Annotated in this window: 20 protein-coding genes; 12 read left to right on the top strand and 8 right to left on the bottom strand. The window is 72.0% G+C overall.

What is annotated here, in order from left to right:
• The first annotated feature begins 48 nt into the window (after nucleotides 1–48).
• Complete coding sequence (locus tag ABD437_RS27185; RefSeq protein ID WP_344651775.1) at nucleotides 49–1,869, top strand: putative bifunctional diguanylate cyclase/phosphodiesterase; 1,821 nt, start codon at nucleotides 49–51, stop codon at nucleotides 1,867–1,869.
• A gap of 38 nt (nucleotides 1,870–1,907) precedes the next feature.
• Complete coding sequence (locus ABD437_RS27180) at nucleotides 1,908–2,369, top strand: hypothetical protein (protein WP_344651774.1); 462 nt, start codon at nucleotides 1,908–1,910, stop codon at nucleotides 2,367–2,369.
• Between the two features lie 10 nt (nucleotides 2,370–2,379).
• Here the strand turns inward: ABD437_RS27180 and ABD437_RS27175 are convergent, their stop codons facing one another.
• Both ABD437_RS27175 and ABD437_RS27170 read right to left on the bottom strand, forming a co-directional pair.
• Nucleotides 2,380–3,885 (bottom strand): GMC family oxidoreductase, encoded by a 1,506-nt coding sequence (locus ABD437_RS27175; RefSeq protein WP_344651773.1) that lies wholly within the window; start codon nucleotides 3,883–3,885, stop codon nucleotides 2,380–2,382.
• The gene (locus ABD437_RS27170) at nucleotides 3,882–5,408 is read right to left on the bottom strand and encodes an aldehyde dehydrogenase family protein (protein WP_425558254.1); all 1,527 of its coding nucleotides are present in this window, start codon (nucleotides 5,406–5,408) and stop codon (nucleotides 3,882–3,884) included. The genes ABD437_RS27175 and ABD437_RS27170 overlap by 4 nt, the downstream gene beginning before the upstream one ends.
• Here ABD437_RS27170 and ABD437_RS27165 point away from each other — a divergent pair.
• Nucleotides 5,407–6,207: an IclR family transcriptional regulator gene (locus ABD437_RS27165; RefSeq protein WP_344651771.1), complete on the top strand. Its 801-nt coding sequence runs from the start codon at nucleotides 5,407–5,409 to the stop codon at nucleotides 6,205–6,207. The genes ABD437_RS27170 and ABD437_RS27165 overlap by 2 nt on opposite strands.
• Before the next feature lie 12 nt (nucleotides 6,208–6,219).
• Here ABD437_RS27165 and ABD437_RS27160 read toward each other — a convergent pair whose 3' ends face one another.
• The 3 genes from ABD437_RS27160 to ABD437_RS27150 are packed head-to-tail and all read right to left on the bottom strand — an operon-like array spanning nucleotide 6,220 to nucleotide 9,534.
• Nucleotides 6,220–7,296 (bottom strand): hypothetical protein, encoded by a 1,077-nt coding sequence (locus ABD437_RS27160; RefSeq protein WP_344651770.1) that lies wholly within the window; start codon nucleotides 7,294–7,296, stop codon nucleotides 6,220–6,222.
• Between the two features lie 28 nt (nucleotides 7,297–7,324).
• Nucleotides 7,325–8,521 carry a DUF4032 domain-containing protein gene (locus ABD437_RS27155; protein ID WP_344651769.1) on the bottom strand — a complete coding sequence of 399 codons (1,197 nt, stop codon included), beginning with the start codon at nucleotides 8,519–8,521 and terminating at the stop codon, nucleotides 7,325–7,327.
• Nucleotides 8,521–9,534, bottom strand: a complete 1,014-nt coding sequence (locus tag ABD437_RS27150) for a LacI family DNA-binding transcriptional regulator (RefSeq protein WP_344651768.1) — start codon at nucleotides 9,532–9,534, stop codon at nucleotides 8,521–8,523. The genes ABD437_RS27155 and ABD437_RS27150 overlap by 1 nt, the downstream gene beginning before the upstream one ends.
• A 158-nt stretch (nucleotides 9,535–9,692) precedes the next feature.
• Here ABD437_RS27150 and ABD437_RS27145 point away from each other — a divergent pair, with 158 nt between their 5' ends.
• The 8 genes from ABD437_RS27145 (at nucleotide 9,693) to ABD437_RS27110 (ending at nucleotide 18,425) form a co-directional block, all read left to right on the top strand.
• On the top strand, nucleotides 9,693–10,979 hold the full coding sequence (locus ABD437_RS27145; RefSeq protein ID WP_344651767.1) for an extracellular solute-binding protein: 1,287 nt from the start codon (nucleotides 9,693–9,695) through the stop codon (nucleotides 10,977–10,979).
• A 9-nt stretch (nucleotides 10,980–10,988) separates the two neighbouring features.
• Nucleotides 10,989–11,930 (top strand): carbohydrate ABC transporter permease, encoded by a 942-nt coding sequence (locus ABD437_RS27140; protein WP_344651766.1) that lies wholly within the window; start codon nucleotides 10,989–10,991, stop codon nucleotides 11,928–11,930.
• Entirely contained in the window at nucleotides 11,930–12,760 is an 831-nt protein-coding gene (locus ABD437_RS27135) for a carbohydrate ABC transporter permease (protein WP_035856206.1), read from the top strand. Before ABD437_RS27140 ends, ABD437_RS27135 begins: the two co-directional genes overlap by 1 nt.
• A gap of 5 nt (nucleotides 12,761–12,765) precedes the next feature.
• Nucleotides 12,766–13,986, top strand: coding sequence for an ABC transporter ATP-binding protein (locus ABD437_RS27130; RefSeq protein ID WP_344651765.1), 1,221 nt, complete (start codon nucleotides 12,766–12,768; stop codon nucleotides 13,984–13,986).
• On the top strand, nucleotides 13,987–15,561 hold the full coding sequence (locus ABD437_RS27125; RefSeq protein ID WP_344651764.1) for a glycoside hydrolase family 13 protein: 1,575 nt from the start codon (nucleotides 13,987–13,989) through the stop codon (nucleotides 15,559–15,561).
• A 50-nt stretch (nucleotides 15,562–15,611) separates the two neighbouring features.
• Complete coding sequence (locus tag ABD437_RS27120) at nucleotides 15,612–15,938, top strand: ArsR/SmtB family transcription factor (RefSeq protein ID WP_344651763.1); 327 nt, start codon at nucleotides 15,612–15,614, stop codon at nucleotides 15,936–15,938.
• A 2-nt stretch (nucleotides 15,939–15,940) separates the two neighbouring features.
• Nucleotides 15,941–16,210, top strand: coding sequence for a hypothetical protein (locus ABD437_RS27115; protein WP_344651762.1), 270 nt, complete (start codon nucleotides 15,941–15,943; stop codon nucleotides 16,208–16,210).
• Nucleotides 16,211–16,316: 106 nt separating this feature from the next.
• Nucleotides 16,317–18,425 (top strand): MMPL family transporter, encoded by a 2,109-nt coding sequence (locus ABD437_RS27110; RefSeq protein ID WP_344651761.1) that lies wholly within the window; start codon nucleotides 16,317–16,319, stop codon nucleotides 18,423–18,425.
• Nucleotides 18,426–18,489: 64 nt separating this feature from the next.
• Here the strand turns inward: ABD437_RS27110 and ABD437_RS27105 are convergent, their stop codons facing one another.
• Genes ABD437_RS27105 through ABD437_RS27095 form a run of 3 tightly spaced genes read right to left on the bottom strand, consistent with a single transcriptional unit; the run spans nucleotide 18,490 to nucleotide 22,318 of the window.
• Nucleotides 18,490–19,605 (bottom strand): aromatic ring-hydroxylating oxygenase subunit alpha, encoded by a 1,116-nt coding sequence (locus tag ABD437_RS27105; RefSeq protein WP_344651760.1) that lies wholly within the window; start codon nucleotides 19,603–19,605, stop codon nucleotides 18,490–18,492.
• The gene (locus ABD437_RS27100; protein WP_344651759.1) at nucleotides 19,605–21,998 is read right to left on the bottom strand and encodes a GcvT family protein; all 2,394 of its coding nucleotides are present in this window, start codon (nucleotides 21,996–21,998) and stop codon (nucleotides 19,605–19,607) included. The genes ABD437_RS27105 and ABD437_RS27100 overlap by 1 nt, the downstream gene beginning before the upstream one ends.
• A complete protein-coding gene (locus tag ABD437_RS27095; RefSeq protein ID WP_344651758.1) occupies nucleotides 21,995–22,318 on the bottom strand; it encodes a bifunctional 3-phenylpropionate/cinnamic acid dioxygenase ferredoxin subunit in 324 nt (107 codons plus the stop codon). The genes ABD437_RS27100 and ABD437_RS27095 overlap by 4 nt, the downstream gene beginning before the upstream one ends.
• A gap of 144 nt (nucleotides 22,319–22,462) precedes the next feature.
• On the opposite strand from ABD437_RS27095, the gene ABD437_RS27090 reads away from it, so the two are divergent.
• Complete coding sequence (locus ABD437_RS27090; RefSeq protein WP_344651757.1) at nucleotides 22,463–22,831, top strand: HNH endonuclease; 369 nt, start codon at nucleotides 22,463–22,465, stop codon at nucleotides 22,829–22,831.
• The last annotated feature ends 31 nt before the right edge of the window (nucleotides 22,832–22,862 follow it).

Here is a 22,862-nt window from a genome sequence, read left to right as displayed (position 1 = left end):
ACAGCCCCCCGACCCGCGTCGATAGGTACCGACGATGAGGAGCGGTGGATGACGCGGCCGCCCGCCGGTGCAGCGCCGGTGAGCCGGTGTCTGCGTGGCCTACGCGGCCCGGCGGGCTGGTGGCAGGCCCCGGTCGTCGCCACGCCGCGGCTGATGTCGATCGTCGCCGGGACCTGTTACATCGCCGCGAGCATCGTCGCGACGGTCATCGCGCTCCTCGAGGACTCCGGCGCCCACGTCGCCGGTGAACTCGTGCTCGGGCTCGCGTCGGTCGGCGTCGGACTGCTCGTCGGCCGCCTGGGACGACGCTGGCCGCGATGGGCGTTCCACCTGTTCATCGGGAGCGCGATCGGGTCGGTCACGCTGCTCGTCGCGGTCAGCGGCGACGAGGCCTACGCCACGATCTACCCCTTGGCGTCGCTGTTCACGATGTTCTTCTTCAGCTGGCCGATCGGCATGCTGTACCAGGTCGTGATCGCCGCCGCCCTGATCGTCGGACGAACGGTCTGGGACGCCGTGCCCACCGGCGTCGTCGTGGCGCTGATCGGCACGAACGCGGTGGTCGCGGTGATCATCGGCTGGCTGGTGCGTGAGGCGACCGAGGCCGAGGCCGACACGCTGACCGGGCTGGCGAACCGCCGCGGGCTGCAGCGCGCGCTGGACAACGCGGTCGAGGCCGCCCGCCGGGAAGGCACGCCGGTCTCGGTCGCGTTCCTCGACCTCGACAACTTCCGGCGGGTCAACGAGATCCTGGGCAACGACCAGGGCGACCGTCTGCTGCGCCTCACCGGCCAGGCCTGGCGTTCGATCCTGCCGCCGGGCGCGGTGCTGGCCCGCTCCGGCGGCGACGAGTTCGGGCTGGTGCTCCCGGGGGTCACCGCGTCCGAGGGCGCGGCGATCGTCGACGCCCTGCGCGCGACGCTGCCCGACGACCAGACCACGTCCGCGGGGATCGCCGAGTGGCGCGTCGGCGACTCGGCGTCGTTGCTGCTGGGGCGGGCCGACAACGCGCTGCAGCAGGCCAAGATCGCCGGCCGGGCCCGCACGTTCGTCGACGTGCACAGCGGCGCGCAGAACCGCGAGATGGTCGACGCGCTGCCCGCCGGGGAGTTCGTCGTCGTGTACCAGCCGATCGTCGACCTGCCCACCGGTGCCGTGATCGGCGCGGAGGCGCTGCTGCGGTGGACGCACCCCGAGCGGGGGTCGATCCCGCCGGTCGAGTTCATCCCGCTCGCCGAGGAGTCCGGGTTCATCCTCGACCTGGGCCGGTGGGTGCTGCAGGTCGCGTGCCAGGAGGCCCGGGACTGGGACTTCACCGAGAACCCCCGCATCTCGGTGAACGTCTCCGGGCGGCAACTGCACGACCCGAACTTCGTCCCCGACGTCCGGCGCATCCTCGCCGACACCGGGCTCCCGCCGACGCGGCTCGTGCTGGAGGTGACCGAGAGCATGCTCGAGGCCGACGCCCCGGTGGCGCTGGCCGCGCTGGAGACCCTCCGGGCCGAGGGTGTGCGTATCGCGATCGACGACTTCGGCACCGGGTACTCGTCGCTCTCGCGGCTGGACCGGCTGCCGGTCGACATCCTCAAGATCGACCGCGCGTTCGTCACCACGCTCACGCCCGACACCGGGGTGGCGCCGGTGATCACCGCGATCGTCGCGCTCGCGAACGCGCTGGGGATGAGCACGGTCGCCGAGGGCATCGAGGAGCCGTTCCAGGCCGCGGCGCTGATCGCCCACGGCTGCGGTGCGGGCCAGGGCTGGCTCTACGGGCGGCCCGGACCGGCGGCCCAACTGGCCGAACTCGCCGCGGTCCCACCGGCGGCGGTCGCGGCCGAATGCCCGCAGCTGGCACCCGCACGGTTCTGACCCCGGGGACTCGCGCCCATGCCCTACCATCCGCGCCCATGCAGGCCTTCGCGCGCAGCATCCAGTGGCTCTTCACGGTCGTCGGTCTCGCCATCATCGCGCTGGTCGGGATCGGCGTGATCTTCGTCGACAGCGGGAGCAGCTCGGTCGAGCTGACGTGTTCGGCCACGTCCGGCGGGCCGGTCACGACCTGCGACGGGCACCTCTACGGGCTCGAGAACGGCGTCAAGGCGCTGACGATGGCGGTCGTCGGTCTGGGGCTGCTGGTGATCGCCGCAGTCATGGCCGTGACGGCCGGGTCGGCGGCCCCGCCCCGCTACGGCGTCGGCCCGTACGGACCCTACGGCCCGACCGGCCCGCTCAACCCCCAGCCCGGGCCGACGCCCACCGCGGCGCCACCGTACGGCGGCACCTACCCGCCCTACGGGGCCGCTCCGGGCGCCCCGGCGCACGGCGCCCCGTACCCCGGCGACCGCTCCGGCCCGACCCCGCCCTCGTAGACGCGCCCCGCTAGCCGTCGGACGCCAGCAGGTCCGCGCAGCGTTCGCCCACCATCATCACGGTGATGTTGGGGTTCACGGTCGTCAGCGACGGCAGCACCGACGCGTCCGCCACCCGTAACCCCCGCACGCCGTTCACCCGCAACGACGTGTCCACCACCGCGTGCGGGTCGTCGTCCCGGCCCATCCGCGCGGTGCACGCCGGGTGGTACACGGTGTTGTGCGTCCTGCGCACGTAGTCGAGCAACTCGTCGTCGGTGACGGCCTCCGGCCCGGGAGCCAGCTCGGACGCGATCCACCCGGCCAGCGCGGGCTGGGCGGCGATCCGCCGGGCCAGGCGCAGCCCGTGCAGCATCACCCGCTCGTCGTGCCCCTCGGCGTCGGTGAAGTAGCGGGGGTCGACGCGCGCCTTGTCCCGGAAGTCGCGCGAGCGCAGCCGCACGGTGCCCCGGGAGCGGCCCCGCGTCACGTTCGGCGTCAGGCAGAAGCCGTTCTCGGTGGTCGGGTAGCCCCAGCGCACCGTGTTCAGGTCGAACGGCACCGACCCGTAGTGCATCATCAGGTCCGGCCGGTCCAGCCCGGGAACGGTGGCCGCGAACAGCCCGATCTCCCACCACTGGGTCGACTCGGTCACCATCGGCTTCGCCGCGTCCCACATCACCAGGCCCTCGACGTGGTCGTCGAGGTTCGCGCCGACGCCGGGGGAGTCGACGAGCACGTCCACGCCGACCTCGCGCAGGTGCGCGGCCGGTCCGACGCCGGAGAGCATCAGCAGTTTCGGGGTGTCGATCGCCCCGCAGGAGAGCACGACCTCGCGCCGGGCGGAGACGGTCAGCCGGTGGACGCGGTCCGCGGCCAGGTACTCGACCCCGGTGGCCCGCCGCGACGAGTCGAACAGCACCCGCGACGCCCACGCGTCGGTCACCACGGTGAGGTTCGGGCGCGCGAGCACCGGATGGAGGTACGCGTGCGACGACGAGCTGCGCACACCGTCCGCGGACGCGTTGATCTGGAACCACCCGGCGCCGTTCACCACTGTCGTACCGGTGTTGAAGTCCACCGTGGGTAACCCCACCGCGGCCGCCGCCGCCAGCACCGCGGCGCCGCACGTGTCGGCCGGGGGCACGGTGCGGATCTCGACGGTGGCCCGCAGGCGCTCGACCAGGGGCGCACAGTCCGACGGCGACCACCCCGGCAGGTCCCAGGCCAGCAGGTCTTCGCGCACCGGATGGAACGCGATGCACGAGTTGTGCGACGAACAGCCGCCCAGCACCCGCGCCCGGGAGTGCCGCAGGAAGCTGTTGCCCCGCTCCTGCGGTTCGACCGGGTAGTCCCAGTCGTAGCCGGACTCCAGCAGGAACATCCAGTCGGTCAGCCGCAGGATCTTCGGGTCGCCGACGTCGGACGGCCCGGCCTCGAGCAGGCACACCGAGACCGACGGGTCCTCGGAGAGCCGCGCGGCGACCACGCACCCCGCCGACCCGCCGCCCACGATCACGTAGTCGAACGTGCTCATCCCTTGAACCACCGCTGCGGAGCCGGGGCGGTGTTCTGCCAGATGTGTTTGGCCTCGCGGTACTCGGCCAGGCCGCTCGGCCCGAGCTCCCGGCCGTTGCCGGACTGCTTGAACCCGCCCCACTCGGCCTGCGGCACGTACGGGTGGTAGTCGTTGATCCAGACCGTGCCGGCACGCAGCCCCCGGGCCACCCGCTCGGCGCGCGCCGCGTCCGACGTCCAGACCGCGCCCGCCAGCCCGTACTCGGTGTCGTTGGCCAAGGCCAGCGCGGAAGCCTCGGAGTCGAACGTCTCGACGGTGAGCAGCGGCCCGAACGTCTCCTCGCGCACGATACGCATGTCGGCGCGGCACCCGTCGAACACCGTCGGCCGGTAGAAGAAGCCGTTCGCCAGCGCGGGGTCGTCCGGCCGGCGGCCCCCGGCCACCAGCCGGGCTCCCTCGGACAGACCCGCGGCCACGTATGCCTCGACCTTGTCGCGGTGCGCGGCCGAGACCAGCGGTCCGGTCTCCGACGCCGGGTCGAGCCCGTCGCCGATCACGATCCGCTCGGCCCGCGCCGCGATCTCGGCCACCAGCGCGTCGTGCAGCGGCTCCTCGACCAGCAGCCGGGCCCCGGCCGAACACACCTGCCCGGAGTGCAGGAACACCGCGGTGAGCGCGTAGTCCACGACCGTCTCGAAGTCGCTGTCGGCGAACACGATGTTCGGGTTCTTGCCGCCGAGCTCGACCGTCACCCGTTTCACGGTGTCGGCGGCCGCGCGCAGGATCCGCTTCCCGGTGGCCACCCCGCCGGTGAACGACACCAGGTCGACGTCCGGATGCTCGACGAGCGCCCCGCCGACCGCGCCCGCCCCCAGCACCAGGTTGACCACGCCGGCCGGCACGCCGGCCTCGGCCAGCAGCTCGACCAGCCGGATCGTGGTCAGTGGGGTGACCTCGCTCGGCTTGATCACCACGGTGTTGCCGGCGGCCAGCGCCGGCGCCACCTTCCAGGCGATCTGCAGCAGCGGGTAGTTCCACGGCGTGATCAGCGCGCAGACGCCGACCGGTTCGTACACGACCCGGCTGACGACGGCCGGCTGACCCGTGTCGACCAGGCGGCCGGGGTCGCTGTCGGCGATCGCCGCGTAGTACCGGAACACCGCGATCACGTCGTCGACGTCCAGCCCGCTCTCCACCAGCGTCTTGCCGGTGTCGAGCGTCTCGGTGCGCGCGATCGTGTCCTTGTCGCGGGCGAGCAGGTCGGCGACCCTCGTCAGCAGGGCGGCGCGGTCGCGGGTGGGCGTGACGGCCCAGGCGCCGAACGCCTTCCGGGCCGCGACGACGGCCGCGTGCACGTCACCGACGTCGGCGTGGTCGACCTGGGCGACGACGCTCTGGTCGAAGGGGTTGAGAACGTCGGACTTGCCGCCCGAACCGGAGATCCAATTTCCGCCGATGAACAAATGCGACCCCTCCGTTGCGCCAGGAGAAGCGAGTTCCTTCCTCGGCAACAGGATTGCACATGCGTAGAGTTGCGTCATGCGGAACAGCGAGAGGCTCACCGAGGAGGCCCCACCGCCGTCCGGGGGAGTGCAGTCCGTCGACCGCGCGATCAGCGTCCTGGAGATCCTGGCGCGCCGCGGCGAGGCCGGGGTCAGCGAGGTCGCGGCCGAGCTCGCGGTGCACAAGTCGACGGCGTTCCGCCTGCTGGAAACCCTCGAGGACCGCAGTCTGGTCGAGCAGACCGCCGACCGGGGCAAGTACCGGCTCGGCTTCGGGGTGGTGCGGCTGGCCGGCGCGGTGTCGGCGCGCCTCGACGTCGTCCAGCAGGGGCACGCGCCGTGCGAGCAGCTGGCCGACACCGTCGGCGAGACCGTCAACCTTGCGGTGCTGCGTGAGCACTACGCGGTCAACATCGACCAGGTCCGCGGGCGCGCGACCGTCACCACGCACAACTGGGTCGGCCAGCTCACCCCGCTGCACGCCACCTCCAGCGGAAAGGTGCTGCTGGCCGCGCTCACCCCGGCCGAGCGCGAGGCCGCGTACGCGGCCGGCGGGCTGGACGCGTACACGCCGGCCACGCTGGTCGAGGTGCCCGTCCTCGACGAGCACCTGGCCGACGTCCGGCAGCGCGGCTACGCCGTGACGGTCGAGGAGTACGAGATCGGGCTGAACGCGGTCGCCGCACCGGTGCGTGGCGCGGACGGGTCGGTGGTGGCGGCGGTCAGCGCCTCCGGGCCGGCCTACCGCTGCCCGGAGGAGCGCCTGCACGAGATCGCCCCGGCCGTGGTGGCCACCGGCGAGGAGATCAGTCGCCGGCTGGGGTACTTCGCGCCTTAGAGCCAGACCGCCTTAGAGCCAGACCACCGCGTGGTTGACCTCGCCGATCGAGACGTTGCCGACCACGCGGCCGTCGGCGGTGATGCCGGTCGCGTAGCAGTAGGTGGTGCCGGGCGGGTTGCGCAGCAGCACGAGCCCGCCGTCGCGCCAGCGGAACACCGTCGGGGTCTCGCCGGCGCGCACCACGCCGGTCACCACGCCGTCGGCGTTGACCGCGGTGGCCTCACCCGCGTCGGCCAGGAACGACATCTTGCCGTCGTGCCAGAGCACCGGCCGGTCGGACACCGTGCCGACGACGTCACCCCGGGCGTTGAGCGCGGCCACGGTGGCCTTCGGGTCGGTCACGCCGGTGCCGGCCAGGAGGTCGGTCATCGTGCCGCCGGCCCAGCGGAACGGGTGCGCGGTCGTCGCGTCGACGCTCGACGTCCCGCCGACCGACCCGTCCTCGGCCAGCGCGGTCGGGATCGTCTGCGGCCCGCCGAGCGAGCCGAGGTCGGTGAGCGTGCCGTCCTCCCAGACGAACGCGCGCATCGGCACCGACGCCGTGGTGCCGAAGGTCCGGCCGAGGATCTGGCCGCGGTTGTTGATCGCGATCGGGGCCGACGCCCGGTCGGCGGGCGCGCCGAGGTCGGTGAACCGGCCGTCCTCCCAGAGGAACGCCTGCTCACCGCCGGTCGGCGTGGCCGAGGCCCCGGCGATCTGCCCGGCGTCGTTTATCGCGTACAGGCAGGTGGTGCGGCCCGGCCGCTCGATGTAGGTGATCGTCCCGTCGTGCCAGTACAGCCCGGTGCCGTTCGCGGTGCAGCCGACCGCGTCGCCGGCGTTGTTGACCGCCTCGGCGTGCGGGCCGAGCGGGCCCAGCGACTGCGCGGTGTACTCGGGCGCGCGCCAGACCGAGCTCTCCGGAGCCGACCCAATGTTGCCGAGGACGACGCCGTCGGACGCGACGGCCACCGCGCGGCTCTCGCCGCCCTTCGGGGTGAGGTCGATGTAGGGCACCTGGTCCAGGGCGTGGGCGGTGGTGGGAACGGTGAGCAGGGTGATGCTGAACAGTGTTACCGCCAGCAACCGCCCGATCCGTCCGCGCATGACGCCCCCTCGCTGTACCTGGACCGGTTCATTCTGCCCCCGAAGGCAAGTGCGCGGGCAAACCTGAGTCCAAATAGGAGCCTAGTGCAGCCGTCGTGCCGATGTCGCGTCCGGCGCGCTCGGAGAGGAACCACCGGTGTTCGAGCACCTCGTGGAACACCTCGGCCGGGGCCAGCGGGCCGGGCGGAACGGCGTTCACCACCGGGAGGTACACCTCGTTCAGCCAGCGGTGGCCCGCGGTGGTCTCGGACACCGGCCGGCCGTCGCGCTGCTCGAGGTAGGCGCGGAACGAGCGGATGTCGTTGAGCAGCCGACGCGCCTGTCCCTCCTGGACCTCCAGGCCGGTCAGCCGGAACAGCTCGTGCCGGTGGTGCCCGGTCTCGGCGACCCGGACGTCGACACGCAGGCGACTGCCGGCCGGCTCGGTCACCAGCTCCACCTCGGAGACGTCGAACCCGAGGTCGTTGAGGCGACGCAGCCGCTCGGCGACGCGGAAGCGCTGCTCGTCGGGGGCGAAGACCTCCTCCCTGGTGACCTCGTCCCAGAGCGCGTCGTACTGCGACGGGAGGCTGAGCGCGACCTCGATCGGGTCCACGTCGTCCGGCAGCAGGTTCCCGGCGCGCAGGTCGAGCAACTCGCCGCCGACCCGCTCGCTCGCCAGGTCGACGTCGTAGCGGCGCTGACCCTCGGTGAGCGTCGGGTACCGCTCGACGGTCTCGGCGTCGACCAGGTACGCGGCCAGGTGCCCGGCATCGGGGCGGAAGAGTGTGTTCGACAGCGAGCAGTCGCCCCAGAACACGCCGGCCAGGTGCAGGCGCACCAGCAGCTCGACCAGCGGATCGAGCAGCCGCTCGACCGAGGACCGGCCGCGCGGGGTGCTGAACAGGTACCGGTAGGACATCGAGTACTCCAGGTACCGGGTCACCAGGATCGCGTCCTGGTCGTCGGGGCGGTCCACGCAGACGCCGACCACCGTCACCGTCGGTAGTCCCTCTTCCTCGAACCCGGTGAGCGACGCGTACTCGTGCCGGGCCAGCCGCTCGGAGATCTCCTTGAGCGCGTAGACTTGCTCGCCCTCGGCGACGAACCGCACGACGTGCCGGGAGATGCCGCGCTGGGGGATCTCCAGCAGGAGGTCGGGGTCCCACTCGGTGAGCGGACGCTCCCACGGCAGGGTGAGCAGCCCGGCGGCGTCGACAGCGGTCGGCCGGAACACGTAGCGCATCAGACCTCCCGTGGGGGTGCGGTGCTCCGGCGGATGACCAGCCGGGTGGGCAGGACGACGTGCTGCGGCGACCCCTGCCCGCGCAGCCGGGCCAGCAGCAGGTGGGCGGCGCGGACACCCTGGTCGCGGGCGGGCTGGGCCACCGTGGTGAGGTCGGTGAGCTCGGCCAGCGGATGGTCGTCGACGCCGATCACCGACAGGTCCTCGGGCACCCGCAGCCCGGCGCGGCGGATCGTGCGGATCGCCCCCAGCGCCAGCTCGTCGGAGTGGCAGTACACCGCGGTGGGCGGGGAACGCAGGCTGAGCAGCGCCGCCATCGCGTCGGCGGCGGCGACACCGCTCCACTCGATGGTCACGACCAATTCGTCGTCGATCGGCAGCCCGGCGTCACGCAGTGCGTCGTGGTAGGCCTGGTCGCGCCCGTGCGGGCGGGCGGCGACCGGCTGGTCCGGGTCGACCGCGGAGATCATCCCGATCCGGCGGTGGCCGAGGAACAGCAGGTGGTCCACGGCCCGCCGCCCGGCCTCCCGGTCGTCGATGCGGACGCCCGGGTACACCTCGTCCTGTCCGCCGGCCGCGACGACGAGCACGCCCATCCGCTCCAGGCGTTCGCGCTCGGCGTCGGCCACCTCGAACGCGACGACGACGACCGCGTCGACCTTGCGCCGGGCGGGCAGCCGGTGGAAGAAGTCGCGCCGGTCGTCGGCGTCGCCGACGTGGTAGAGCAGCACGTCCAGGCCGGCGTCGCTGAGCTCGGCCTCCAGCCCGCCGATCACCGCGCCGAAGAACCAGCGGTCCACATGGGGCACCACCAGCGCGACCCGGCCCACCGCCCCCCGGGCCAGCCGCGACGCCTCGGGGGAGACGACGTAGTCGAGCTCCTCGGCGATGCGCAGCACCCGGGCGCGGGTGGCCGGCGCGACCCCGTAGGAGTTGCTCATCGCGCGGGACGCGGTGGCGAGGGAGACCCCGGCCAGTCGCGCGATGTCGGCCAGACTGCTCCGTCCCGCCACGGCCGAGAAGTGTATGGAAGCGGTTCCGACCGTGTCCATAACGGAAACGATGCAGACCTTGACGCAGTGTGTCGTTCGGCCCCACTCTTTTCGGAAGCGTTTCCGAAAGTGATCCAGGTCACGTTCTTCTCGGCAATGGTGGCGGGAGAGGCGGAACGATGCGAAAGCTCGTAGTCCCGGCAGTGCTGGCCCTGGCGGCGTCGTTGCTCACCGCGTGCGGTGGCGGCGACTCCGGCGGCCCGACCACGCTGACGTTCTACAGTTCCAATCCGAACCAGCAACCCATCGTCGAGAAGTGCGCCGCCGATTCCGGCGGTCGCTACCGGATCGACCTGCAGGCCTTACCGAACACCGCGAGCGGCGCCCGCGAACAGCTCCTGCGCCGGCTCGCCGCGCAGGACCGCGGGATGGACATCCTGTCGATCGACCCGCCGTTCATGGCCGAGTTCGCCAACGCCGGGTTCCTCCGGCCGTTCACCGACGCCGAGCGCACCCAGTTCACCGACGGCGTGCTCGACGGGCCGGTCGCCCAGGGCCTCTACGACGACAAGCTCTACTCCGCGCCCGCCAACGGCAACACCCAGCTGCTCTGGTACCGCAAGTCGGTGCTGGCCAAGGCCGGCGTCGACCCGGGCGCGGGGCCGGTGACCTGGGACCAGCTCATCGACGGCGCCGAGAAGGCCGGCGTGACCGTGGCCGGGCAGGGCCGGCGCAACGAGAGCCTGATGGTCTGGGTGAACGCGCTCGTCGCCTCGGCCGGCGGCTCGATCCTGACCGAGGACTCCGAGGGCAAACCGGCCGACCAGGTCAAATCCGGTCTGGACAGCACCGCGGGCCGCGAGGCCGCACGCATCATCGGGAAGCTGGCGCGCTCCTCGGCCGCCTACCCGAGCTTCAGCACCGGCAGCGAGGACGACGCCAGGGCCGCGTTCGCCCGGCCGGACGGCGGCTTCATGGTCAACTGGCCCTACATCTGGGCCGCCGCGCAGGCCGCGATCGACGAGGGGCAACTGCCGAAGAACTTCCTCGACGACGTCGGCTGGGCCCGCTACCCGCGGGTGCTCGCCGACCGGGAGAGCGCACCGCCCTCGGGGGGCCTCGGGCTCTCGATCAGCGCGTTCAGCCGTCACCCGGAGCTCGCGGTCGACGTGATCCGCTGCGTGCTCTCGCCGGCCAACCAGAAGCAGTACATGTTCACGGCCGGCGACCCGGCGGTGCTGAGCTCGGTCTTCGACGACCCGGAGGTCCGGGAGCGGTTCCCGATGGCCGACGCGATCCGCGAAGGCATGGACCAGGCCACGCCCCGGCCGGTCAGCCCGTACTACGGCGACGTCACCGCGGCGATCCAGGCCGGCTTCCACCCGCCGGACGAGGTGACCGAGGGCTCGGCGAAACGCACGGCCCGATTGCTCGAAGACGTCCTGTCCAACCAGCGGCTGATCTAGGAGCGACTGATGAGCACCACGATCGCCCGCCCGGAAGCCGTCGAGAAGCCCCGCAAGGGCAAGCCGCCGCTCACCGACCGCGCCCGCCACGAACGGAGGCTCGGCTGGCTGCTCGCCGGCCCCGCGCTGGTCGTCATGGTCGCGGTCACCGGCTACCCGATCCTCAACGCGCTCTGGCTCTCGTTCTTCGACTACCGCCTCACCGATCCCGACGGCCGGGAGTTCATCTGGCTCGCCAACTACGGCACGATCCTCGGCGACGGGTTGTTCTGGCGTCAGTTCGGCGTCACCGTGCTGATCACGGTCGTCACCGTGTCGGTCGAGCTCGTCCTCGGGTTCGCGCTGGCGCTCGTCATGCACCGGGCGCTGTACATGCGCACGCTGCTGCGCACCGCGATCCTCATCCCGTACGGCATCATCACGGTCGTCTCGGCCTTCTCCTGGCAGTACGCGTTCAGCAACACCTACGGCTTCGTCAACCCGTGGTTCGGGCTCGGTGACTTCGACTGGTTCGGCGGCACCGCGTCGTCGCTGTTCGCGATCTGCGTCGCCGAGATCTGGAAGACGACGCCGTTCATGTCGCTGCTGCTGCTGGCCGGCCTGGCCCAGATCCCCAACGACTACCTCGAGGCCGCCGTCGTCGACGGGGCCACCCCGTGGCAGCGGCTCAAACGGGTGATCCTGCCGAACATGAAGGCCGCGATCATGGTCGCGCTGCTCTTCCGGACGCTCGACGCGTTCCGCATCTTCGACAACGTCTTCGTCATGACCGCCGGGTCGCAGGGCACCGAGACGCTCTCGTTCCTCGCCTACCGGCAGACGATCAGCCGGGTGATGGTCGGCCTGGGCTCGGCGGTCAGCGTGATCCTCGCGTTGCTCGTCGTCCTCATCGCGTTCCTGTTCATCAAGGTGTTCCGCACCGACCTGTCGCAGCAGCAAGGGAGCAAGTGATGAAGGCCAGCCGTCGCGCGGAGGTCGCGTGGATCGTCGGCGGCCTCGCCGTCATCCTCTACGCGGTCGTCCCGGTGCTCTGGATCGTCTCGCTGTCGTTCAAGGGCGGCGACGACATCACCAACCGGCAGTTCCTGCCCTCGTCGTTCACCTGGGAGAACTACGACATCGTCTTCTCCTCCGACCTGTTCACCACCGCGCTGCGCAACTCGATCGGCATCACGCTGATCGCCACCACGATCTCGGTGGTGCTCGCGACGCTCGCCGCGTACGCGGTGGCCCGGCTGGAGTTCCCCGGCAAACGCCTGGTGCTCGGCGTCGCGCTGGCGATCACCGTGTTCCCGATCATCGCGATCGCGACGCCGCTGTTCGACATGTGGCGGGCGATCGGGCTGTACGACACGTGGATCGGGCTGATCATCCCCTACCTGTCGTTCTCGCTGCCGCTCTCGGTCTACGTGCTCTCCGCGTTCTTCCGCGAGATCCCGTGGGAGATGGAACAGGCCGCCCAGGTCGACGGGGCCACCGCCTGGCAGGCGTTCCGCAAGGTCATCGTGCCGCTCGCGGCGCCCGGCGTGGCCACCGCCGCGATCCTGACGTTCTTCGCGGTCTGGAACGACTTCATCTTCGGCATCACGCTGACCTCCAGCGAGGCGTCCCGCCCGGTGCCGGCGGCGCTCGCGTTCTTCACCGGCGCCTCGCAGTTCTCGCAGCCCACCGCACCCATCGCCGCCGCCTCCGTGATCATCACGATCCCGGTGATCATCCTCGTCCTCGCCTTCCAGCGTCGGATCGTGGCCGGCCTCACCGCCGGCGCAGTGAAGGGATAACCGCCATGGCCGCCATCGAGATGCGCAACATCGTCAAGGAGTACGGCGACGGCTTCAAAGCCGTGAACGACGTCAGCATCGACATCGCCGACGGCGAGTTCATGATCCTGGTCGGGCCGTCCGGCTGCGGGAAGTCGACGCTGCTGCGGATGATCGTCGGGCTGGAGGACATCACCGGCGGGGACATGCTCATCGGCGGCAACCGGGTGAACGAGAAGGCCCCGCGGGACCGCAACCTGTCGATGGTGTTCCAGAACTACGCGCTCTACCCGCACCTGTCGGTGTTCGAGAACATCGCGTTCCCGCTGCGGCTGAAGAAGGGCGTGCCCGAGGAGGAGATCCGGCAGCGGGTGGAGGAGGCCGCGGCCACCCTCGAACTGACCGAGCACCTGCAGCGCAAACCCGCGAACCTGTCCGGCGGGCAGCGCCAGCGGGTCGCGATGGGGCGCGCGATCGTGCGTCAGGCCGACGCGTTCCTGTTCGACGAGCCGCTCTCCAACCTCGACGCGAAGCTGCGCGGCCAGATGCGCACCGAGATCTCCCGGATGCAGCGCCGCCTGGGTACGACGACGGTCTACGTCACCCACGACCAGACCGAGGCGATGACGCTCGGCGACCGGGTCGCCGTGCTGCGCAAGGGTGTCCTGCAGCAGGTGGCCAGCCCGCGCGAGCTCTACGAGCAGCCGGTGAACCTGTTCGTGGCCGGGTTCATCGGGTCGCCGCCGATGAACTTCCTGCCCGCGGTGGTGGACGGCGCGAGGTTGCGGTTGCCGTTCTTCGAGCTCGACCTCGACGACGAGCTGGCCCGCCGGGTGGCCGGGCACGACCTGCTGCTCGCCGGCATCCGCCCGGAGTACTTCGAGTCGGCCCGTGGCCTGGACAAGGACCACGGGTCGACGTTCCGGGCGCGGGTGGACGTCACCGAGTGGCTCGGCGACTCGCAGTACGCCTACCTGCCGTTCGAAGCGCCCGAGCAGATCGCGAAGCAGCTGTCCGAGCTGGCCGCCGAACTCGACAGCGAGGCGCTGCGCACCCAGGTCGTCGCGTCGATCGACTCGATGACCCGGCTGCGCGAGAACACCGAGGCCGAGTTCTGGGTCGACACCCGGCGCATGCACCTGTTCGACCCGCGCACCGGCGAGAACCTGACCCGCGACGAGGCCGCCGCCGCCGAACTGGCCCAGGAGGGGCAGGAAGAGGTGCGGGTGCGGGCGGCGGAGCATTAGATGTGGTGGCGCGATGCCGTGATCTACCAGGTCTACATCCGCAGCTTCGCCGACGGGAACGGCGACGGGCTCGGTGACCTGACCGGGCTGCGTAACCGGCTCGCCCACATCGCCGACCTCGGCGTCGACGCGATCTGGATCAACCCGTGGTACCCGTCGCCGATGGCCGACGGCGGGTACGACGTCAGCGACTACCGCGACGTCGACCCGCGCTTCGGCACCCTCGACGACGCCGAGAAGCTGATCGCCGAGGCCCACGCGCGCGGGCTGCGGGTGCTGCTGGACATCGTGCCCAACCACACCTCGAGCGAGCACCCGTGGTTCGTCGAAGCGCTGGCCGGCGGGGTGATGCGGGACCGGTACCTGTTCCGCGGCGGCCGCGGGGACGAGCCCCCCAACGACTGGCAGAGCGTCTTCGGTGGGCCGGCCTGGACGCGGGTGCCCGACGGGCAGTGGTACCTGCACCTGTTCGACCCGTCGCAGCCCGACCTGAACTGGGACCACCCCGAGGTGCGCGCGTACTTCGTCGACACGCTGCGGTTCTGGTTCGACCGCGGGGTCGACGGGTTCCGCATCGACGTCGCGCACTCGCTGATCAAGCAGGCCGGCCTGCCCGACCTGGGCACCGCCCGGCCCGACCCGCACCCCCACTGGGACCGCGACGAGGTGCACGAGGTCTACCGCGAGTGGCGCCGGGTCGCCGACGCCTACGATCCGCCGCGGATCTTCGTCGCCGAGGCCTGGGTGGACGAGCCGGAGCGGCTGTCGCGGTACCTGCGCCCGGACGAACTGCACACCGCGTTCAACTTCAACTACCTGACGGCACCCTGGCGCGCGCCCGACCTGCGCCGCACGATCGTCCGGACGCTCGCCGAGCACCTGGCCGTCGGCGCCGCGCCGACCTGGGTGCTGTCCAACCACGACGTGGCCCGGCACCTGTCCCGCTACGCCCGCGCCGACCAGAGCGGCCCCACCCGTCAGCTCACCGACCTGCTCGACCGCCCGGCCGACCTGGCGCTCGGCGCCCGCCGGGTGCGTGCCGCGCTGCTGCTCACGCTCTCCCTGCCCGGCGGCGTCTACCTGTACCAGGGTGAGGAGCTGGGCCTGCCCGAGGTGGAGGACCTGCCCGAGGACGCGCTGCGCGACCCGACCTGGCGCCGCTCGGGCTTCACCGACCGCGGCCGCGACGGGTGCCGGGTGCCGCTGCCCTGGTCCGGCGACGCCCCGCCGTTCGGGTTCGGGCCCGGGCCGGACACCTGGCTGCCGCAGCCGGCGTCGTGGGCGTCGCTGACCGCGGCGGCGCAGACCGGCGACCCCGCGTCCATGCTGGAGTTCTACCGGGAGGCCCTGCGGACGCGCCGCGCGCTGCCCGCACTGCGCACCGCGCCGTTCCGGTTCCGCGACGAGTTCGGCCCGGACGTCGTCGCGTTCGAGCGGGGGCCCGGTTTCCTCAGCGTGGTGAACCTCTCCGCGGCGCCCGTGCCGCTGCCGCCGCGGGCGACCGTGTGCCTGGCCAGCGCGGAGCTGATCGGTGACCGCCTGCCGCCGGACGCCGCGGCCTGGGTGACGCGCTAGGGCCGAACCCTGATGCGCGTCAGGGTTGGCACCTGCTAACTTCTTTTGGCATGTACGGTTCGCCACCCACCGGGGACGAGCTGGTCGCGGTCCTGTCGACGCTGGCCAACCCCCATCGCCTCCGGGTCGTGGCGGCGTTGCGCGCCGAGCGCACGTACGTCAGCCGGCTGGCCCGGGAACTGGGCATCAGCCGGCCGTTGCTCCAGGTGCACCTGCGCAAGCTCCAGGCCGCCGGTCTGGTCACCTCGCAGCTCGAGCTGTCCGAGGACGGCAAAGCGCTGCGGTTCTACGAGGTCACCGAGTTCGCGTTCCACCTCACCCCGGACACGATCGCCGCGGCCGTGCCCACGCTCACCCCCGACTCGAAGGAGTCTTGACCATGGACGGACATGAACTCGCGGAGGCCGTGGGGGCGTTTGGGATCACGACGTTCCTCACGGTCGTCGTCACGGTGCTGATCTGGCAGTTGTTCGGCACCTGGCGCGCGAAAGCCGCCCCGACCAGGGAGGCCGAGTACCGCGACCTCACCGCGCAGGTGCTGCGCGGGCAGGAGGAGTCCAACCGGCAGCTGGCCGACCTCTCCGGTCAGCTGACCGACTTACGCACCCGGATGACCCGGCTCGAACGGGTGCTGACCGAAGTCGAGTAGAGGTCGGGCCACCGAGCGGCAACTCGGTGGCCCGGTCGGAAGAAGCACTCCTCGCCTCGCGGCGAGTTCTCACGAACGCTGTCTCCCGTGGAAAGGACACCAGGTCGTGCCTGGTCTGCGCAAATCCGTCTCCGGCGTGCCCGTGGTCGAGCGGCTCGCCGCCTGGGCGACGCGACATCGGCTCGCCGTGATTCTCGGCTGGCTCGGGTTCGTCGCCGCGGCCGTCCTCGTCAGCGGCCTGATCCCCGGCCCGGGGGCGCGGAGCGTCGACCCCGGGGAGTCCGGGCGGGCCCAGGAGGTGCTCGACGCCCAGGACGGCGTCCAGGGCATCCAGGAGTCCGTCCTCGTCCAGTCCGACGACCCGGCCGAGCTCCGCACCGCGGTCACCGCCGTGGTCACCGCTCTGCGCACGGCCGAGGTCGCGCAGGTCTGGTCGCCGGCCGACGACCCCACCCGGCTGACCGCGGGGTCCGCCCTGATCACCTACCAGGTCGCCGGGCCGGTGGAGGGGGCGGCGGTCCGTGCCGACGCGGTCGCCGCGACCGTCGAGCGGGTCGCGCAGCGGTATCCGGGCGCGCGGATCGTCGTGGCCGGTGACCGGAGCCTCTCCACGGCCGTCGACCGGGCGATCGGGGCGGACGTCCGCCGGTCGGAGCGGATCTCGTTGCCGCTCACCGTGGCGATCCTGCTCGTCGTGTTCGGTGCCCTGGTCGCCGCGAGCATCCCGGTGCTGCTCACCGCCACTGTCCTGCTGGCGACGTTCGGCCTGCTCCAGGTCGTCGACCACTGGCTCTCGGTCAACAGCGCGGCGACGACGATGGTGCTGCTCATCGGCGTCGCGGTCGGCGTCGACTACGTGTTGTTCTCGCTGCGACGCGTGCGTGAGGAACGCGCGGCGGGGCGGGACACCGCCACCGCGGTGCGGATCGCCGGCCGGACCTCGGGCTCGGTGATCCTGGTGTCCGGCCTGATCGTCATCGGGTGCCTGTCCGGGTTGTTCTTCGTCGGCATCGACGTGTTCCGCGGCGCCGCCGTCGGCATCGTGCTCGTCGTCGCGATCGCCGTGCTCGGGGCGCTCACCGTGCTCCCGGCCGTGCTCGCGGCGCTCGGCCCGCGGGTCGAGTGGGGACGGATGCCGTTCGTCGGGCGGCGCCGGGCGGCCGGCACCGGGTCGGCGGCCTGGGCCCGGCTGGCCACCGCGGTCACCCGGCGGCCGCTGGCCTGGGGCGGCGGCGCCGCGGTGCTCCTGGTGCTGCTGGCGGCCCCGGCCACCGGGCTGCACCTGCAGGACGCCGCGGTCACCGACAGCCTGCCGCGTAGCGTCCCGGCGATCGACGCGGCGGCCCGGATGGACGCGGCGTTCCCGGGCGCGGCCTCGCCGGCGCGCGTGGTGGTCTGGTCGGACACCGGCGCACCGGACCTCGAACGGGTACGCACGGCGTTGCGCGGCCTCGACCGCGTCACGGTGATCCGCTACGGCGACGCGGTACTGGCCCGGGTACCGCTCGGCGGAACCGACGACGCCGCGAACCGGGCGCTGCGTGAACTGCGGACGACCACGCTTCCCGCGGCGCTGGGCGGGTACCGCTTCGCCGTCGCCGGGCGGACCGCGTTCGCGGCCGACTTCACCGACCAGCTCACCCGGCGCGCGCCCGTCGTGCTGGCGTTCGTGCTGGTGCTGGCGTTCCTGCTGATCCTGGCGGTGTTCCGCTCGGTGCGCCTGGCGGTGGCCTCGATCGTGCTGAACCTGCTCTCGATCGCCGCCGCCTGCGGTGTCCTCACGTTCGTGTTCCAGTACGCGAGCGGCTACGGCGGGATCGTGAGCTGGTTACCGCTGTTCCTGTTCGTGCTGCTGTTCGGGCTGAGCATGGACTACCACCTGTTCATCCTGAGCCGGATCCGCGAGCGGCGGTCGATCGTCGGCGGGATCGCGGCCAGCGCCGGGGTGGTCACCAGCGCCGCGGTGATCATGACCGCGGCGTTCTCGATCTTCGTCACGCTCAGCGCGATCGAGTACCGGATGCTCGGCGTCGGCGCGGCCGTCGCGATCCTCCTGGACGCCACGGTGGTGCGCGGAGTGCTGCTGCCGGCGGCGTTGTCGCTGCTCGGTCTGTACACCGGGAGCGACCGGTCGCGGGACCACCGGACAGGGGTCGATCAAGCGTCCGGTACCCGACATGACGGTGTCGCATCCGTCGCGAATGCGGATGGATAGGGGTGGCTTGACGGGTGGCACGAGCGGAGACGGGCGCCACGGGGGAGCCCGTCTCCGCCCGTTCTCACGCCAGCCGCTCCCGCACCCAGTGGTGGAACTGTGCGATGTGGTGCTCGCTCGGCACCAGCACGCCGCCGTTCGTGTAGACCCGTGAGCTCATCCCCGGCTGCGTGCGTTCGCACGCCTCGAAGTCCTGCTGGTTGACGCGGTGGAACAGCTCGACCGACGCGGAGACGTCCCGGCCGGACTCGACGACGCCCGGCAGGTACAGCCAGTCGCACTCGACGACCGTCCGGTCGGCCGCGAGCGGCACCATCCGGTGCAGGATCACGTGGTCGGGCACGAGGTTGACGAACACCTGCGGCCGGATCGTGATCGCGTAGTAGCGGCGGTCCTGGTCCGCGGAGACGCCCGGGATCCGGTCCAGGCCGGCCGACCCGTCCACGGTGAAGCCCTGGACGTCGGCGCCGAACTCCGCGCCGTGCCCCACGTAGTACTGCGCGGCGTACCCGTTGGCGAACTCCGGCAGCACCTCGGTGAGCTCCGGGTGGATCGTCGCGCAGTGGTAGCACTCCATGAAGTTCTCGACGATCAGCTTCCAGTTGGCCGCCACGTCGTAGCGGATCCGGCGCCCCACCTTGAGCGACGCGACGTCGTAGGCGTCGAGGCTCTCGAGGTCGCCGAGGCGCTCGACGACCGCGCCCTCGACGTCGTGCGCGAAGTCCGGCGGTTCGTCGGCCAGGCACACCCAGACGTAGCCGAGCCACTCGCGGGTGTGCACGGTGACCAGCCCGTAGGCCTTCTTGTCCAGGTCGGGCATGCTCGCCAGGTTCGGCGCGGCGACCAGCTTGCCGGTCAGGTCGTAGGTCCAGGCGTGGTACGTGCACCGGAACGCGCGCCCCACCGTGCCTTCCTCGTCGGCGCAGAGCTGCGCGCCCCGGTGCCGGCAGACGTTGAGGAAACCGCGGATCGCCTGGTCCCGGCCGCGGGCGAGGACGACGCTCTCCCGGCCGATGCGCACGGTGCGGAACGAGCCGGGGCCGGGCAGGTCGTCGGAGCGGACCGCGCAGAACCACATCGTCTCGAAGATGCGTTCCTGCTCGCCCGCGAAGACCGCGGGGTCGGTGTAGTAGCGGCCGGGCAGGGTGCTGATCAGACTCGGGGTGTCGATAGCGGTCATCAGCGCCGGATCCGTTTCATCTCGGGGTCGAAGAGCGGCTCGGTGCCGACCGTGGCGGCCAGCCGCGTGCCCAGGTAGCCGATGCTCACGGCGTCCCCGGGCCGCAGCGACGCCGGCAGCCACGCGTACGCCACGCAGCGCCCGATCGTGTAGCCGTAGGACGCGCTGGTGACGTACCCGGCCGGAGCGTCGTCGCGGTACACCGGCTCCTTGCCCAGCACCACGGCGGTGGGGTCGTCGAGCGTCAGCACGGTGAGGCGTCGTGCGGGTTCGCCGCGCGCGTCCAGCGCGTCGCGTCCGATGAAGTCCTTGTCCGTCCGGACCGCGAACCCGAGCCCGGCCGCGTACGGGTCGTGCTCGGTGGTCATGTCGGTGCCGGCGAGCCGGTAGCCCTTCTCCAGCCGCAGGCTGTTGAACGCGCTGCGCCCGGCCGCGATCACGCCGTGGCGCTGACCGGCGTCCCACAGCGTGTCCCACAGCCGCAGGCCCAGCTCGGCCGACGTGTACAACTCCCAGCCGAGCTCGCCGACGTAGGACAGCCGCAGCGCGTCGACCGGTACGTCGCCGACGGCCAGGTGCTTCGCCCTGAAGTACCCGAACGCCTGGTGGCTGACGTCGGTGCGGGTCAGCGGAGCGAGCACGGTACGGGCCCGCGGACCCCAGAGCCCGATGCAGCAGGTGGCGCCGGTGATGTCCCGGACGTGCACGTCGTCGGGGGCGTGGCGCAGGAACCGGTCGAGGTCGAGCGGGCCGTTGACGCCGACCTGGAAGCGGTCGGGGGCCAGCCGGGCCACCGTGAGGTCGCTGCGCACACCCCCGGTCGCGTCCAGCAGCAGCGTGTACGTCACCGCGCCGGGTGCCTTGTCGAGGTTGTTCGTCGTCATCCGCTGGAGGAAGGCCAGCGCGCCGCGGCCGGTGACCTCGAGCCGGCTCAGCGGCGTCATGTCGTACATCGCGACCCGGTCGCGGGTGACCAGGGCCTCGGCGCCCGCGGTCGGCGACCAGTGTCTGGCCGACCAGTCGTCGCGCTCGGGGACGCCCGCCGCCTCGGGCAGGCCGTCGTTGGCGGTGAACCACAGCGGACGCTCCCAGGCCGCACCCTCGGTGAACACCGCGCCGAGTTCCCGCTGCCGCGGGTGGAACGGGCTGACGCGCAGCGGCCGCGGGTCGGCCGGTGGGTCGAGCGGGTGCAGGATGTCGTAGACCTCGACGAAGTTGCGCTCCGCGCGGGTGCGCACGTAGGAGTCGGTGAGCTGCACCGGGTCGAACCGGTAGAGGTCGCACTCGTGGACGTCGACGCTCGGCTGTCCGTCCACGATCCACTCGGCGACGGCCTTCGCGACGCCGGCGGAGTGCGTCACCCAGACGGCCTCGGCGATCCAGAGCCCCGGTAACTCGCGGTGCTCGCCGAGGAGCGGGAACCCGTCGGCGGTGAACGAGAAGATCCCGTTGATGCCCTCCTCGACCTTCGTCTCGGCCAGCGCGGGCAGCAGCGCGACCGCGTCGTCCCAGCTGGGGTCGAAGTCCGCGGGCGTGAACTCCTCGATGCTCGGCATCACCGACGACTCGTCGTGGTCCCGGATGCGCTCCACCGGCATCGGCCGGTGCGCGTACGAGCCGATGCCGACGCGGTCGCCGTGCTCGCGGAAGTAGAGGTCGGCGTCCTGGTGACGGAGGATCGGCGCGGTGCCGGTGCCGGGCAGCGCGGACACCGGGCCGGTCTTCGCGTACTGGTGGGCCAGCGGCAGCAGCGGAACGGTCAGGCCGGCCAGCGCGCCGAACCGGGGGCCCCAGAAGCCGGCGGCGCCGATCACGACGTCGGCGTCGAAGCTGCCCCGGTCGGTGTCGACGCCGGCGACCCGGCCGCCGGGCGTCCGGCGCACCGCGGTGACCCGGTGACCACCCAGGAACCGCGCGCCGTTGGCGATCGCGCGCTCGGCCTGGAGCGTCACCGCGCCGACCGCGTCGACCAGGCCGTCGGTGGGGGTGTGGAAACCGCCGAGGATCTTGTCCGGGGTGAGCAGCGGGTGGAGCGCCGCGGCCCGCTCCGGGTCGAGCACCTCGCCGGGCAGGCCCCACGACGTCGCGAAACCGGCGCGGCGGTGCAGTTCGGTGAGCCGCTGCGGGGTCGTGGCCACCTCGAGGCCGCCGACCGGCCGGAACGCCCGCTCGCCGAGGCCGCCCAGTTTCTCCACCGTGTACTGGGCGAAGTTCGTCATCGTCTTGCTCGGGTTGGTCTGGAAGACCAGACCCGGCGCGTGCGAACTCGACCCGCCGGTGGCGTAGAGCGGACCCTGGTCGAGGACGAGCACGTCGGTCCAGCCGCGCTGGGTCAGCTCGTCGGCGATCGCGCTGCCGACGATGCCGGCGCCGACGACTATCACTCTGGTCATGACCGGGCCTCCGTAGCGCTCAGGAGGACGACGTGGATGACGCCGTCGACGACCACGACCGGATGGGTGCGGACCGCGGTCTTCGCCGGCAGGCCGTCCGGCTTGCCGGTACGCAGGTCGAAGCGGGACGCGTGCAGCGGGCACTCGACCGCGCACTCCTCGATCCAGCCGTCGGCCAGCGAGGCGTCCTGGTGGGTGCAGGTGTCGTCGAGCGCGTAGAGCTCACCGTCGTCGGTGCGGAACACGCTGATCGGGGGAGTGAGGTCGAGCCGGTGGCTCTCGCCGGGGGGAAGGTCGTCCAGGGGGCAGACGGGAATCATGCGAACCCCTCCGGGTTGGCGTCGTACAGAAGGGTGTGCGTAATGCAGAACGCGGTGCGCCCTCCGCAACAGGGTCGGATCCGGCCCGCCCCGGTGTCAAGAGGTCGGGATGCGGGTGCGCACGGAGTGCGTTGAATGGAGCTGATGAGTACTTCAGGAGAGCCGGCGCGCGCGGAGCGGCTGGCCGAGCGCATGGCCCGCGACGGTGCGGCGTGTGTCTGGTGCGGCCGGGAGTTCGGCCGTCTGGTGCGCCCGACGACCGATCATCTGGTGCCGCGGGTCAAGGGCGGTCCGTCGTGGCTGGAGAACGAGGTCGCGGCGTGCGGGCGGTGCAACCGGGCGCGCGGGCACCGCGGAGCCGCCGACTGGGCCGACGAGTGCGAGCGGCTCGGCTGGCCGGTGGACCGCGCCCGACTGGCGGGCACGCTGCGTGAGCTGTCGGCCGCGATCGAGGCCCGCGGCGGCCAGCGCCGGGCCCGGGCCCAGATCGCGTCCCAGCTGCGCCGGCTCTAGCTGTGCTGTGCAGGGACGTTGGCACAGTTGT

Source organism: Cryptosporangium japonicum, from assembly GCF_039524755.1.
Taxonomy (GTDB): Bacteria; Actinomycetota; Actinomycetes; order Mycobacteriales; family Cryptosporangiaceae; genus Cryptosporangium; species Cryptosporangium japonicum.
The sequence above is the reverse complement of the archived record's forward strand: the minus strand, read 5'-3'. Positions and strand labels throughout refer to the sequence as shown.